This window comes from Pseudoalteromonas sp. PPB1 (assembly GCF_015356275.1).
GTDB classification, from domain to species: domain Bacteria; phylum Pseudomonadota; class Gammaproteobacteria; order Enterobacterales; family Alteromonadaceae; genus Pseudoalteromonas; species Pseudoalteromonas rubra_D.
The window spans coordinates 16,757-29,501 of record NZ_JACEQV010000007.1 but is presented as its reverse complement, the minus strand read 5'-3'; the positions used below and the strand labels follow the sequence as shown (position 1 = coordinate 29,501).

Below are 12,745 nucleotides of genomic sequence, written 5' to 3'. Positions count from 1 at the left end.
TATCTGGTGTACGACTAGGCCAATTATCGTTAGATACAGGCAAATAATGACTCAGCCTAGCATAATTATAGTATATCCGATAGGACAATACTTTCCCCAGTGTATTAGAGCCAGCTTCCAAGCATTAAGCTATACTAAAAAATGATGGAATTTGGTGGATTTTCAAGTCTCTTGTTATTAACACTGTTCAATCCCCAATTATTTGATGTAATATAAAAAAACTGTCAGCTGTATGATTTACGAAGAGATCCGGGTATGTTTATTACCGTAATAATTTTGTTGATTGTAGCACTCATTGTCATTGCAGTGTGGGTCAGTGCTATTCAACAACACAAAGAAAAACAAGAAGCGGAACGCCGTAAAGAGCTGGCAAAACAAAAGCGGATCATTGAAGAAGCCGAAGATGTAATCCTTAATAGCAGCAACATTCCTATGTCCGGTGCCATGATCAAAGTCATTCAGCGCCGTGTGCATGATGCACTGGTATCTATGGTCGAGCTTTCACCCACCTCTCGAGAATTAAAAAGTCGCATGCATGAATCTCAGGAGCGTTTAAACAACGAACCTCAAAATGCAAACGAATCTGATAAAGTCACATTACCCGACAACGATAAGCAGCTCATCGCGCTGGTTCAGGGCATTAAAAAATTGCGTCACTTACTACGTTCAGAGCACAGCAAAGGCAAAGTAGACACACAAGTGTTTGTTCAGGAAGACCGTAAAATGGAGCGGTTGCAACTAAGAATAAATGTAGAAAGCCAAATCAAGCGGGGAATGTCAGCTAAGAGCGCTAACATGGTGGGATCGGCACGTCAGTATTTTGAAAAAGCCTATGCGATCATCTGCGGTGTCACCCACGCCGATGAGTACACCAAAGAAAAGAAAACTCTGCTCGAAGGATACCTGAGTGAGATAAGCACTGAGCTTAAAGCCTCCAATGCCTCTGCGGTGAAAAAGAAAGCAGAGAAAGAAAAGGACGACCTCGATGTCCTTTTCGCTCCCAAGAAAAAGTGGTGATCAGCCTCAGCTGATCGCAAACTTGACAATAAACAGCGCGGTCAATACCCAGACACTGACAGAGATCTCCTCGCGTTTATTACACGCCAGCTTCACCGCAGTATAAGAAATAAAGCCAAGCGCTATGCCATGCGCAATTGAGAACGTCAGTGGTGTCATAAGTAACACCACACTGACCGGAATGGCATCACTCATATCATCCCAGTTCACCAGCTTCAAATTTTGCAGCATCAGTACAGCGACGTACAAAATCGCTCCGGCAGTGGCATACGCAGGGACCATTTGCGCCAAAGGTGCAAAGAACATCATAAGCAGGAAACACAAACCAACCACCACTGCGGTTAATCCTGTACGCCCACCCACAGACACACCTGACACAGATTCAATGTACGAAGTGGTTGTGGAGGTACCAAGAAAAGATCCAGCTATCGTTGCTGAGCTGTCAGCCGAAAGCGCTCTGCCAAGGCGTGGCATCCGCCCTTTTTTATCTGCAATACCAGCTTTTTGTGTCACCGCAACCAAAGTGCCACTGGTATCAAACAAATCAACAAATAAAAATGCGAACACCACGCTCAGCATCGAGATTTCCAACGCACTGGCAATATCAAGTTGCGCCAGAGTTGGTGTAATACTCGGTGGCATAGAAACAATACCGGCATATTCGACCAAGCCAAGGCCCCAAGCAAGCACAGTAACCAACAAAATACTCAGCAGCACGCCACTTTTCATATCACGATACATTAAGGCAGCAATAACAAAAAAGCTCAGAATGGCAAGTAAAGGGCCAGGGCTGGTGATGTCACCCAATTGCACAAAGGTTGCCGGGCTGGCAACGATGATCTGCGCATTTTTAAGCGCTATCAGTGCTAGGAAAGCACCAATACCTGTAGCAATGGCTTGCTTGAGTACCAGCGGGATTGCCTGTATCACCCACTCTCTGACCTTAAATATACTGAGTAATAAAAATAGACACCCAGATAAAAAAACCGCGCCCAACGCGCTTTGCCAGGAATGACCCATACCCAACACGACGCCATAAGTAAAAAAGGCATTTAAGCCCATGCCTGGCGCCAAAGCCAGCGGATAATTGGCCCACAAGCCCATGATAAAACAACCTATAGCTGCGGCTAAACAAGTGGCAACAAACGCAGCACCATGATCGATGCCCGCCTCAGCTAGCATGGCTGGGTTCACAAAAACAATGTAAACCATAGTGACAAATGTCGTCAGACCGGCGATAAACTCGGTTTTGACTGTGCTCTGCTGTGCACGGAGCGAAAATAATTTTTCCAGCATGTCTTTGTATTTTATATAGAAACGAAAGCCGGATTTTATCACAAATCTCTGGTGTAATCGGACAAAATAGTTAAAAATCAGCTACACTCTGATCTAAGTCGTATTAAGTGAAATCAGTATGAAAAAGAACCAATTAGCAGTTGCAAACGGCAGTGATTTAGAGCAACAGCTGCTCAATGTACTGGAATTTGTGACCGCAACACCGGACTCTGAAAACCGCTGGCCCAACGATACCGATAACAAGGCTGTCTATAAAAAAGGCCTTTATTATCTGAAAAATAAACAATATCCGCTCGCTGCGAAATGGCTTCGGCTTGCTGCGATGTCAGGTGATAATAAAGCCCAGTTTTATCTCGGGATGTTATTTGTAAAAGGTCAGGGTGTACCAAAAAGCGTTTTTCATGGTATTGCCTGGCTGTCGCTCTCTCAAAGTCAGGGAAATCAGGCAGCAGCCGGCACACTTGAGCAAGTGCGTACCCATCTGACAGCTAAGCGATTCATAGATGCCCAGTGCTATGCCGCTACCCTGTATGAGCAAATCCATCAAATGATGCACTTTAGCCCGGACGCGAACCCAAAATAAAAGTAAATGTAATCAAAGCACTATAAAAAAAGCACAAAAAACACGCGATATTTTACTTGCCAAACAGCACTGTATGAAATACTGTATAACCACTGTATAGAAAATCAGTGGTCTGCTCATGTTACATACTCAAGTGCAAAATATATCAGTGTCTCAGGCTAAAACAGCCAACAAACGCTATCAGTTAGTATATGCGGAAGATGACATAGTAAGCAGTTTAGAACTGCTTAAAATCCTGTATCGATGCAATTCACTTCACAGATGGACCTTGCTTATTGCACCAGACAACATTCCAAGCAAAGCCCTGCTGGATAACAGTTCAATTGATAGCAGCAAGCTACTGGTGCTACGTCAAAGACATTTGATAAACTTAGAGTATGTTATTAACAGCGCTTTATGCAAAGGTAACTTTGCAGCGGTGATCACCTGGACAGACATTGTGTCGGAACAACAGCTGTCTCAGTTTAAACTGATAGACAGTGACACTGAGGTCTTTTGTTTTACCCGCACCTCTGGACATGAGATATCTGTCGTTGCGCATTAAGTTCAAATGAGAAAATATGTGTTATTGCGGTTCTGAAAGAGAAGCACAAGCATGCTGTCTGCCTTTCATAGCAGGCCAAAAGCTACCTGACAGTGCGGAGCAGTTAATGCGCTCCAGATACAGTGCTTATTGCCTCAAAGACACAGGGTACATACATCGTACTTATGCACAGTGCAAACGTGCAGAAAATAGTGAGGCCAGTATCAGTGCATTTGCTGAGCACGCAACCTTTATTGGCTTGGAGGTCATCCAAAGCAATGAGTCTCCAGAACATCACTTTGTGGAGTTTAAGGCTACATACCTGGATGGCAACACCTGTATCACTATGCACGAACGGTCTCGCTTTTTACGTGAAGACGGCCAATGGCGTTATCTTGATGGTGAACTGTTTGCCTGCCCTGAGAAAAAAATTAGCAGGAATGATCCTTGTCCCTGCCAAAGTGGGAAGAAGTTCAAAAAATGCCACGGCTAGATAGGCAGGCTAAATGATCTGGGTTATTGAACCTTCAATAATCCAGTGTTAGGTAGACAACCACCCGACGCTGCCAATTCCATGCTCTGCCATTATGGTTACGAAACCATTTCAGAGTCTTGGACGTAACCTGACAGTATCAAAGACAATTTAACAACATCATTCCAATAAGCTTGTGGTGTTTGAGCGCATCAAATTACTCGCCCGACATTTTCGCATCGCTTAGTTTTCTTTTTTAAACTCGCTGTGGCGTTTGTTATACCAATTTGCTTAATTAAGTGATCTATTTTGAGGCGAGAAAATAGGGTCGATAACAAGGCAAAAATTTTGCTATTTAGTTGTTCTAAATAAGAAATTTTTAACGCCGTTAGCGTCCTATTTGCTCCTTCAAATAGACCAGGTATTAAGTGAAATTGGTATTACACCGCAACCTGCAACATAGATTGCATTTCACCACCGGCTATCTGATCATAGAAACCTGCAGCATCTATATCGTGTTTATCAACAAGCATTTGTGGATTTCTGGTATTTTCGAGCTTCTGTCTTACGGCAGGCTCCAAATTATCAACGATATGCAGCGGAATGTGCTTTTTGTCGTTACGTACCGCAAAGGGCTCTGGCTGCAAACATTCTTTAAGGCGAAGACTTGTCAGATCGCCCCCCTGAGCCATAAACCCATTGCTCTGGCCAATCAGCATATCGAACTGTTCTGGGGCAAGCGGCTTTTGCGGACCAAGCTGCAACGCCTTTTTAAGCGCTTCTTCTGATTTATCAGCTTCCTGTGAAGACGAATGCGGCAGGTCAAACTGGCTAAAATCTAATGCATCCTGAGACAATAAAGACAGCAGCAAGCCAAAGTCGCCGCGTCTTGCTTCATGAACGCTGTGATTGAGTGCACTGCCCAGCTGAGCCTCTTTGCACAAAATGCCATCTATCTGCATGTAAAATCGCCACAATTTATCAAATATGAAAATTTATCGGCATTTTTTCAATTTTCTTTAGGACATTTCTTTACTTCACTAAAAACTTTGATATTATCAGCGCCCATGTTGAGGAGGGGTTCCCGAGCGGCCAAAGGGATCAGACTGTAAATCTGACGGCACTGCCTTCGCTGGTTCGAATCCAGCCCCCTCCACCACTTTCCTAAAGCAATATTTCAACCCAATATTTATTCATGCTTGTCCAGACAACCACATCCGACTGAATTTCGGACCGGTGCTTTTTATTGAAGTGATGCATGAAAGCAAGCTCCAGGCTGCCTATCTCAAAACCATCACTCCATCAGTGTCACTGTGTAGATCCAGTCCCGCGCTATGGCTTTTCAATCTGTAACCCTACTCCATATTGCCTCAGGTATGCCTGCGCTTCCTGATATCTGGGATAATGACGTGCCACTATCTGCCAAAAGGCCTGATTGTGTGCCATCACATGACAGTGTGCCAGCTCATGCACAACAACATAATCTATAACCCACTTAGGCGCACCAACCAACAGGCTATTAAGCGCCAGCGTGCCATTTGAAGACAAACTTCCCCAGCGGCGTTTATATTCCCTTATTTTCAATTCCTGATACTGACTGTTCATCAGGACCGAATACTCAGCCAGTACCGGCGTTACATAGCTGAGCAGTATCTGGTTTAAGAGCTTAAATAAGGCTTTGCGCGCGCCCTCTGTTCCCGGTTGTGCCCGGGTTTTTAAACCAATACATTTGGCGTCATGATCAATATAAGAACGACACGGCGACAGCACCAGCTGATATCGTTCACCAAATATCTGAATTTCTTTGTGACAGAAAGGTGATTGGATCTGTTGTTGCTGAGCAGACACTGCTAGCTTCTTATCCTCAACCCAGCTCGACTTGCTCTTCAGCCAGGTTTCCAGCCATTGTCGGTCAATGCCATGCGGCGCAAACACTTTCACGCCATTCGCTGTGACTTTTATCGCAACACTCTGTCTGCGCTTACTGATACTTAACTGATAATCGAATGACATAGATACAATTTTTTATTTACCCTGAAAAAATGCTGCTACCCTTACTAATAGGAAGGATTAAACTGGCGTAACATGAATAACAAACCACTTTGCCAATATGAATCTCCCGACGGCCATAAATGCCAGGAAATAGACATGGGTTCAGGCTATTGCTTCTGGCATGATAGCAAATTTGACAAAAGCGGTCTGGAGTTAACTCAAAAGCTGGAGCGGTATGCAAAACGAGGCGGCCTTTTACAGGGGTTGGAGTTAAAACGTGCCAACCTGGAAGGTCTTAACTTGGTTAAATTTGGTAACCACGAAGGCTATGACCTGTCATACAGCAACTTCTATCGTGCCAACTTGCAAGGTGCTCACCTGTTCAACAGTACCATCAAAAATGCTTCCTTAATGAAAGCGGACTTGCGAGATGCCAATCTACATTGCTGCAAGCTCGAAAACACCAATCTGCTCGGCATGAAACTCGATAAAACTCGTATCGATAACCTCTACCTTGGCGATAAACTGTTACAAGAAAAACAAGCCAGCGACGCACTGAAAGAGCAAGATTTAGATGAAGCCAACGACTTGTTTTTACAATCAGAAGAAATCTATCGCTTACTGAGAAAAGGTGCAGAGCAGCAAGGTCTGTTTGAAATGGCTGGCAAATATACCTACAGCGAACTTCGCATGCGTCACGCGCAATACCCTAAATTATCCAAACGCCGGTTGGTATCCTCTTTCGTTGATATGTTATGTGGCTACGGCGAAAAGCCCGAAAATGTGATCCGCTTCAGTCTGGGCATGATAGTCGCCTGTGCGATTTGCTACTTTATATTCGGAATCAATTATAACGACGGGCTGATCCAGTTTTCCAGTCAGGCCTCATGGTCAGACAACCTCAGTACATTACTCAACTGCATTTATTTCAGTGTGGTCACCTTTACTACACTGGGTTATGGCGACATAACGCCGACCGGCATTACCCGGTTAATCGCCACGGTTGAAGCGTTTACCGGGAGCTTTTCGCTGGCGTTGTTTGTCGTTGTATTCGTAAAACGCATGACCCGCTAGTCGGGGACACCTATCTCTCTGCCCAATTCGAGCAAGAATCCACGCATAAACTCAGTTCGGCGCTGCGCTTCTTGTTTTGCCGACTGCGTGTGCATTTGCTCCGCAATATTCAGCAGCTTGATGTAGAAGTGATCTAACGTGTACTTTTTATCATCCGCTTCTCGTTGCTGACAAAATGGGTCATCAATGTGATACAAATGTCTGGCAATGGCACCGCCCACTTTCATGCATCGACTCACCCCAATCGCCCCAAGCGCATCCATTCGGTCTGCGTCCTGAACAACTTTAGCTTCCAGCGTATCGGGTGGCACGTTGGCACTGAAGCTATGTGCAACTATCGCATGATGTACCGCTGAGAGTTTGTGCTCTGGATAATCCAGGGTTGATAGAAAGGCAACCGCCCTGTCCCCGGCCAATTTCGACGCTATGGGCCTGTCCGGGTGATTCTTTGCCACAGCCACACAGTCGTGTAACCAGGCCGCGGGCAACACAACTTCAAGATCAGCCCCCTCCGCAGCACAGAGTTGCTTGGCGGTTTTAACCACACGCAGGATGTGTGATAAATCATGGGCGGTATCGGCAAACTCGGTTGTGAGCATAAAATCTCTGCATGCCGTCTCTAATTCCGTCATATTTACTGTCATTTATCCCTTAACCTTATGGTTCTGATTGTATGTTTTTATTGGCTTCACTAAAATGTCACCATTATCCATAGTAAGGAATTTATATGTCTTGCGCGCTGTATTTACAACCTGGCCGTGAAAAATCTTTAAAAAGAAAACATCCCTGGATCTTTTCCAAGGCAATCAAAAAAGTCAAAGGCAAGCCTGCGCTTGGCGATACAGTGACCATTTATAGTCATGACGGACAGTACCTCGCAACAGCCGCATACAGCCCCGACTCGCAGATCCGTGCCCGGATCTGGAGCTTTGACCAAGCAGAGTTAATCGATCAGGCTTTTTTCGAACGCCGCCTCGCACGCGCACTTGCAGCCCGCGAACAGGTCATTGAGGAAGGACAGTTAACCGGTTTCAGATTGTGTGCCGCCGAGTCAGATGGTTTACCCGGCATTACCATAGACAAATTTGATAACTATCTGGTTTGTCAGTTACTCAGCGCCGGTGCTGAGCGTCATAAAGGCGAAATTGTACAAGCGCTCAGAACGCTGTTCCCTGAGTGTCACATTTACGAACGTTCTGACGTCGATGTGCGTAAAAAAGAAGGACTTGAGAAAACCACAGGCGTACTGTGGGGAGACGAGCCAACGGCACCCGTTGTGATCATGGAAAACGGCCTAAAAATAAAAGTCGATATCAAGTCCGGACATAAAACAGGTTTTTATCTGGACCAAAGAGACAGCCGGGCTGCATTGGAGCGCTTTTCAAAAGGTAAATCTGTACTGAATTGTTTCTGCTACACAGGCACATTTGGCCTATACGCTCTGCGCGGCGACTGTGATGAGGTTATTAATGTCGATGTGTCTCAGCCCGCTTTAGATACGGCGAAACGCAATGTCGAGCACAATGAGCTGGATGTATCCCGCGCTCAGTTTGTTAAACAAGACGTGTTTAAGCTTCTCAGACAATATCGGGAAGAAGGCCGTCAGTTTGACACTATCGTCATGGACCCACCTAAATTTGCAGAGAGTAAAGCACAACTCAATGGTGCATGTCGCGGTTACAAAGACATCAACATGCTGGCAATGCAATTGCTCAAGCCAGGTGGGACTTTATTGACCTTCTCTTGCTCAGGCCTGATGGAACAAAATCTATTTCAGAAAGTCGTGGCTGACGCTGCACTGGATGCCGGTAAAGACCTATTAATCATGGAGCGACTTAATCAGGCTGCTGACCACCCTATTGCGGGTTGCTATCCGGAAGGATTCTACCTGAAGGGTCTGATCTGCAAAGTCTACTAATTGCTATCAGCAAAGTAAAAAGGCCGCTCCAGAGCGGCCTTGTCTATATTACTTACTCATTACTATTTAGAAACTGCCTTGCAGAGTCAGGCCTGAGTAGCTGCTGTATCCACGCACCATGATGTGGTAAGTCCCGCCATCCGCACCTGAACTCAGGCTACAGCTTTCTGTGTTGCCAGACAGATATGGACGACAATCATAGTTATTAGTGGTCGGTTGAGTGCCTTTACGAACATACAAGTCCGCATCACCTGAGCCACCTGAAATGCTCACATTCAAGGTTACATTGGCCGGTACTTCTATTGTATAACGGGTATCTGTGTTGGTACCGCCAGACAGACCAGTGACTGGCACGCCGTTTTGAAGGCAGTTTGCACCACAGCCTGAAGCATCACCAAAAGTACCTGTCAGTGTAGCGCCTGAATACTGGCTATAGCCATGTAGCATTACGTACCAGTCACCCGCTGCCGGGTTAGAGAACTCACATGATTCGTTGTTGCCATTTTTATATGGACGACACGCATAGCTGCTTTGAGATGGTTGAGAACCTTGTTGAACATACAGATCCGCATCACCCGAGCCACCAGCCAGTGTGAACGAAACCGACGCTGCACCCGCTGGAACAGCAAGTTTATAGAAGGTCTCAGAACCAGACCCACCTGACGCAGACACACCTACACCTGAAACAAGCTCAGTTGGACCTGGAGGAGGCGGTGGTGGTGGCGCATCACCTTCCAGCGTATAAAGTAGCTCATTAGGCGAACTTGCTTTTGCATCAGATACCGCGCCTTTAGTACTTCTGCTGCTCAGTAGTGAGTCAATCTGAGCTGGTGTAAGCGTTGGATCCTGGTCAAGATATAAAGCCACCGCACCGGCAACATGAGGTGCTGCCATTGAAGTACCACTGATTGTATTGGTCGCACTGTCTGAGTTATACCATGCAGACTTGATGCTTGAACCAGGCGCATAGATATCCAGACAAGAGCCGTAGTTAGAGAAACTAGAACGACCGTCACTGCTTGTTGTAGAACCAACGGTTATCGCATCAGCCGCACGAGCAGGTGAATAGTTACAGGCATCGCTGTTATCATTACCCGCAGCCACAACGAAAGTAACACCCGAGGCAACGGCAGCATTAACCGCATCATCAACAGCCTGAGATACACCACCACCCAGACTCATGTTGGCAACAGACGGGCCTGACGCATTATTTTTAACCCAGTCAATCCCTGAAATCACACCAGAATACGAACCGGAACCGTTACACCCTAATACGCGGACGCCTACAACATTGACATTTTTCGCAACACCGTACTCTGAACCACCGATAGTACCAGCAACGTGTGTACCGTGACCGTTACAGTCAGACGAGTCTGCATCGTTGTCAACAAAGTCATAACCATGGCTTGCACGATTACCGAACTCACTGTGCGAAATACGCACACCAGTATCGATGACGTACGCGGTCACACCTGTGCCGTCAAAGTCATAGTGATAGTTTGAATTCAAAGGTAATGCACGCTGATCGACACGGTCAAGGCCCCAGATCGCATTATTCTGATCACCAGAAGCCTGAGGTGTAACAGTGACAATCTGATCTTGCTCAATGTAAGCAATGTTAGGGTCTTTAAGCATTGCTTTAACATCGCCTTCAGATGCATTGACTACCACACCGTTTAGCACGCCGTTAAAGCGTTTAGCAACGCTTACATTATAAGCATTGCTAAGTGCCTGTGCCTGGGTAGTCGCATAATCAGAGATAGCCATAGCGCTTTGTGTATTAAGCACGGTTGGCGTTTTAAACACGACAATATAATTGTCTGGAATGGCTTTACCCTGATCTGCTGTCAATAACTCGGCCTGAGCCATGGACTGTCCAGATAGGCCTGCCAGAACGGCAAAAGCCAGTGTGTTTAGTTTACGCATACTTGTTCCTTTTTTGTTGTTTGGTTAATTTCCAATCAAAATGTAGCGCATATGAAGAAAAAATAAACAACAAAATAGAACATTTATTTAACTATGTTTACAAAGTTTGTAAATTTAAATTTACATTAGTTTTTTTCACTTTAGTGAATATTTCATTAGCCTATTGATTTTTAGAATTTAATTTCGCTTAATCCAGCCTTTATTACCCATAACAGGTTTGCCTAACGTCAATTCTTTTCACGTAACCTGAAAGTAACAGGTGTTACAAAAGTGCCTATTTACTCCCCTCCGCTCACAAACCAGCCTGAGCTTTAGTGCTCAAACAACAGCTCCCTTGAGGCCAAACCGTTCAAAACTTATATGGTGACATTATCGGAAGTTTTTTCAGCCGTGTTGGTGTAAAGTAATTGCAAAAGGCTGGCAGATGCGAGTTTTAGAATACCGAGAGTGGGTTGTTTCACTGGCTGTAAACTCAATCATGCCATTCTTGTAAGTCTTCACGTTTAAGGAAAAACCATGAAATTTAAGTATATTAGCTTTATCTTAATGGCACTCAGCCTGAATGGCCATGCAGGTATGTGGGCGTGGGAAAATAATGGCGCCACAAAGTGGCTGAATGGATATCCTGAATGTCAAAGCTACTTTAGCCTTAAGTTTGCAGAAAAAGTCAGCCCAAAGAGCGCTACGCACTTTGAATATCAGGCGACCCCTTATCAGATTGTGGCTATCCCCATTGCTTCATTTACTGACAAGGATGCAAAAAAAGCAGGTATAAAAAGCATATTAGAAAGCCATCTGGAACATGAATTTAATTATCTAAAACACGCCTCCAAAGATCACACAGTCACAGTGCATCAGCAGGCGTGGCTCGATGGAACAGAGCTTCTATACTGGCATCTGAAGCGCCATAATGACACCGAAGAAAGCCATTTGGTCTCTTTATCAACGCTCAGTGACCAGTGCGTCTTTTACATTGTCTCAATGATCGAAAGCGAGGACGATATTGCCAGTGCAAAAGAAAATATTCTAAGCATTATCAGAACACTAGATACCCATGTGCCAACTTCACAGACAGAATTTGAAGCTTTAATATCTCAGTTCAAACCTAATAAAGGGTGACGCTTTGAGACACTCAGCTACGCACTCCCACCACAGTGCTCACCAAAGAAGTCTCAACACCGCACTTGCTTGAGGCGCCCCCCCGGTGACCTCATTGACCTTGGCCAAAGTGTTCTGACTTCACCTTGTGAGTACTGTAAAATGAGGGTCACTATGTCACCGGGATTTATCACATGCCAATTGATTACACCATTCAAAAAATAGACACTCTCAGTGCTGAAGAAGCCGCCAGACTGCTAGTCAAAGAGTTCCATGAGCGAGAGCCCCTGGCGCACTTAAATACTGCAGATCCGCAGGAATTTTCAGATTATATCCACTACCTTTCAAATCAATGTGCCGTTCAGGGCATGGGGTTCATCGCTAAGGAGGTTAACTCGGGTCGTGTTATCGGCGTGCTACTGGCTTCAGATTTGTCAGACTCAGTGAATGCATCACCTGAAGGTAATGAAAACCCGATAGCAGCGTTGATTGATTCGCTAAATAATACCTACTTCAACAAAGGTGAATTGACAGAAAACACCTATCTGAATATCAAATTTGTTGCCACAGATGCCAATGTCAAAGTAAAAGGTATGGTGGTTGCACTCATTTCAGTATGTTTACAAGCGGCCAAAGCTCAGGGGTTTCAATACGCACAGGCCGAAGCCACCGGCAATATTTCTCAACACATCTTTGCCAACAAATTAGGCTTTGATAAAAAAGCCACAATTAAATACAGTGAGTTTGAAGTAAACGGGAACAAACCGTTTATTTCAATTACAGAGCATGAAGGCATTCAGTTGCTAATTAAGAAGCTCTAGATCACAAAGGCTGAGTAATAAATCG

Annotated in this window: 13 protein-coding genes and 1 tRNA gene; 9 read left to right on the top strand and 5 right to left on the bottom strand. The window is 45.1% G+C overall.

The features are described 5' to 3' along the window. The first annotated feature begins 255 nt into the window (after positions 1–255). Complete coding sequence (locus IY568_RS08845; RefSeq protein WP_010381845.1) at positions 256–1,017, top strand: hypothetical protein; 762 nt, start codon at positions 256–258, stop codon at positions 1,015–1,017. Between the two features lie 6 nt (positions 1,018–1,023). Here the strand turns inward: IY568_RS08845 and IY568_RS08840 are convergent, their stop codons facing one another. After that, the gene (locus tag IY568_RS08840) at positions 1,024–2,313 is read right to left on the bottom strand and encodes an NCS2 family permease (protein WP_194867442.1); all 1,290 of its coding nucleotides are present in this window, start codon (positions 2,311–2,313) and stop codon (positions 1,024–1,026) included. A 118-nt stretch (positions 2,314–2,431) separates the two neighbouring features. Here IY568_RS08840 and IY568_RS08835 point away from each other — a divergent pair, with 118 nt between their 5' ends. From IY568_RS08835 to IY568_RS08825, 3 genes are all read left to right on the top strand, one after another. Further along, positions 2,432–2,896 (top strand): SEL1-like repeat protein, encoded by a 465-nt coding sequence (locus IY568_RS08835; protein ID WP_125561656.1) that lies wholly within the window; start codon positions 2,432–2,434, stop codon positions 2,894–2,896. Between the two features lie 118 nt (positions 2,897–3,014). Beyond that, positions 3,015–3,440: a SulA-like leucine-rich domain-containing protein gene (locus tag IY568_RS08830; protein ID WP_125561658.1), complete on the top strand. Its 426-nt coding sequence runs from the start codon at positions 3,015–3,017 to the stop codon at positions 3,438–3,440. Between the two features lie 16 nt (positions 3,441–3,456). Then, on the top strand, positions 3,457–3,912 hold the full coding sequence (locus IY568_RS08825) for a YchJ family protein (RefSeq protein ID WP_194867355.1): 456 nt from the start codon (positions 3,457–3,459) through the stop codon (positions 3,910–3,912). 419 nt (positions 3,913–4,331) lie between these two features. Here the strand turns inward: IY568_RS08825 and IY568_RS08820 are convergent, their stop codons facing one another. After that, positions 4,332–4,853, bottom strand: coding sequence for a VC2046/SO_2500 family protein (locus tag IY568_RS08820; protein ID WP_125561662.1), 522 nt, complete (start codon positions 4,851–4,853; stop codon positions 4,332–4,334). Positions 4,854–4,965: 112 nt separating this feature from the next. Here IY568_RS08820 and IY568_RS08815 point away from each other — a divergent pair. After that, a tRNA-Tyr gene (locus tag IY568_RS08815) sits at positions 4,966–5,050 on the top strand. 173 nt (positions 5,051–5,223) lie between these two features. Here the strand turns inward: IY568_RS08815 and IY568_RS08810 are convergent. Beyond that, positions 5,224–5,904, bottom strand: coding sequence for a M48 family metallopeptidase (locus IY568_RS08810; RefSeq protein ID WP_194867354.1), 681 nt, complete (start codon positions 5,902–5,904; stop codon positions 5,224–5,226). 72 nt (positions 5,905–5,976) lie between these two features. On the opposite strand from IY568_RS08810, the gene IY568_RS08805 reads away from it, so the two are divergent. Continuing rightward, complete coding sequence (locus tag IY568_RS08805) at positions 5,977–6,957, top strand: ion channel (RefSeq protein WP_125561666.1); 981 nt, start codon at positions 5,977–5,979, stop codon at positions 6,955–6,957. Here IY568_RS08805 and IY568_RS08800 read toward each other — a convergent pair. Continuing rightward, positions 6,954–7,601, bottom strand: coding sequence for an HD domain-containing protein (locus IY568_RS08800; RefSeq protein ID WP_125561668.1), 648 nt, complete (start codon positions 7,599–7,601; stop codon positions 6,954–6,956). The genes IY568_RS08805 and IY568_RS08800 overlap by 4 nt on opposite strands. Before the next feature lie 83 nt (positions 7,602–7,684). Between IY568_RS08800 and IY568_RS08795 the strand changes: the two genes are divergently transcribed. Then, entirely contained in the window at positions 7,685–8,875 is a 1,191-nt protein-coding gene (locus IY568_RS08795; RefSeq protein WP_194867353.1) for a class I SAM-dependent methyltransferase, read from the top strand. A 66-nt stretch (positions 8,876–8,941) separates the two neighbouring features. On the opposite strand, the gene IY568_RS08790 is transcribed toward IY568_RS08795, so the two are convergent. Continuing rightward, complete coding sequence (locus IY568_RS08790; protein WP_125561672.1) at positions 8,942–10,801, bottom strand: S8 family serine peptidase; 1,860 nt, start codon at positions 10,799–10,801, stop codon at positions 8,942–8,944. Between the two features lie 516 nt (positions 10,802–11,317). Here IY568_RS08790 and IY568_RS08785 point away from each other — a divergent pair. Then, positions 11,318–11,920, top strand: coding sequence for a hypothetical protein (locus IY568_RS08785; protein ID WP_194867352.1), 603 nt, complete (start codon positions 11,318–11,320; stop codon positions 11,918–11,920). 173 nt (positions 11,921–12,093) lie between these two features. Then, on the top strand, positions 12,094–12,720 hold the full coding sequence (locus IY568_RS08780; RefSeq protein ID WP_194867351.1) for a hypothetical protein: 627 nt from the start codon (positions 12,094–12,096) through the stop codon (positions 12,718–12,720). Positions 12,721–12,745 lie beyond the last annotated feature (25 nt).

What these genes read in the sequence shown, in the direction of transcription:
- IY568_RS08805 (WP_125561666.1), top strand. Translation starts at nt 5,977, where the DNA reads ATGAATAACAAACCACTTTGCCAATATGAATCTCCCGACGGCCATAAA.
- IY568_RS08810 (WP_194867354.1), bottom strand. Translation starts at nt 5,904, where the DNA reads ATGTCATTCGATTATCAGTTAAGTATCAGTAAGCGCAGACAGAGTGTT.
- IY568_RS08790 (WP_125561672.1), bottom strand. Translation starts at nt 10,801, where the DNA reads ATGCGTAAACTAAACACACTGGCTTTTGCCGTTCTGGCAGGCCTATCT.
- IY568_RS08830 (WP_125561658.1), top strand. Translation starts at nt 3,015, where the DNA reads ATGTTACATACTCAAGTGCAAAATATATCAGTGTCTCAGGCTAAAACA.
- IY568_RS08825 (WP_194867355.1), top strand. Translation starts at nt 3,457, where the DNA reads ATGTGTTATTGCGGTTCTGAAAGAGAAGCACAAGCATGCTGTCTGCCT.
- IY568_RS08840 (WP_194867442.1), bottom strand. Translation starts at nt 2,313, where the DNA reads ATGCTGGAAAAATTATTTTCGCTCCGTGCACAGCAGAGCACAGTCAAA.
- IY568_RS08785 (WP_194867352.1), top strand. Translation starts at nt 11,318, where the DNA reads ATGAAATTTAAGTATATTAGCTTTATCTTAATGGCACTCAGCCTGAAT.
- IY568_RS08795 (WP_194867353.1), top strand. Translation starts at nt 7,685, where the DNA reads ATGTCTTGCGCGCTGTATTTACAACCTGGCCGTGAAAAATCTTTAAAA.
- IY568_RS08835 (WP_125561656.1), top strand. Translation starts at nt 2,432, where the DNA reads ATGAAAAAGAACCAATTAGCAGTTGCAAACGGCAGTGATTTAGAGCAA.
- IY568_RS08845 (WP_010381845.1), top strand. Translation starts at nt 256, where the DNA reads ATGTTTATTACCGTAATAATTTTGTTGATTGTAGCACTCATTGTCATT.
- IY568_RS08800 (WP_125561668.1), bottom strand. Translation starts at nt 7,601, where the DNA reads ATGACAGTAAATATGACGGAATTAGAGACGGCATGCAGAGATTTTATG.
- IY568_RS08820 (WP_125561662.1), bottom strand. Translation starts at nt 4,853, where the DNA reads ATGCAGATAGATGGCATTTTGTGCAAAGAGGCTCAGCTGGGCAGTGCA.
- IY568_RS08780 (WP_194867351.1), top strand. Translation starts at nt 12,094, where the DNA reads ATGCCAATTGATTACACCATTCAAAAAATAGACACTCTCAGTGCTGAA.